Below are 574 nucleotides of genomic sequence, written 5' to 3'. Positions count from 1 at the left end.
GTTCCTGGTCTTGTATGCGGGGGGTGTGGGTCTGCTCATGCCCTCCAGCTACCATACTGGATTCACAAGATGAATCCCTCACAGGATTTGTGCAACAGAGCCATGGGGAAGGGGAAGGGGAAGGGGAAGGAAGGGAAGAAGAAGAAGAAGAAGCATGGATAATCTCCTCGTGTATTCTCCTCCTTCTTAATTCTCTTCTTTCTTATCTTCTCTTAGAGGATGTTGAAAGGAACCACTTCTCTTCTGGTAGTATTCTCCCACTCCTTGAGTCTCGTCAGGTATCCCTCACAGCGTTCCGTCTCTCGGCATGTCTGGAAATCCAGTCGAACATAAACAGGGTCATCCTTCCAGCTATCATGGTCCAGCCCCAGAGCCTTTGCTTCCAAGGGAATTTCCCGACCGACCACCTCAACAGCAGCCTGCTTCATCGCTTCTTCTAATACTTTGCTGTGGGTATAGGGGATGATGGCTCTGTCTAGGCGACCCCATGGGCTCGTCACTGTCGTCAATACAAATTTTGATCACGCGCCATCAAAAGGGCTTGAAATTCAGTTGACTGCTAGAGATAGACTGC

The 574-nt window shown here is 49.7% G+C and carries 1 protein-coding gene; it reads left to right on the top strand.

The window, feature by feature from the left end; translation table 11 throughout:
- Positions 1–440: hypothetical protein (locus tag ACDP63_RS25135; protein ID WP_409928885.1), on the top strand; the 440-nt coding region annotated here is incomplete at its 5' end.
- Positions 441–574: the final 134 nt, after the last annotated feature.

This window comes from Paracoccus sp. P2 (assembly GCF_046335115.1).
GTDB lineage: Bacteria > Pseudomonadota > Alphaproteobacteria > Rhodobacterales > Rhodobacteraceae > Paracoccus > Paracoccus pantotrophus.
This window is presented reverse-complemented; position numbering and strand designations above follow the sequence as displayed.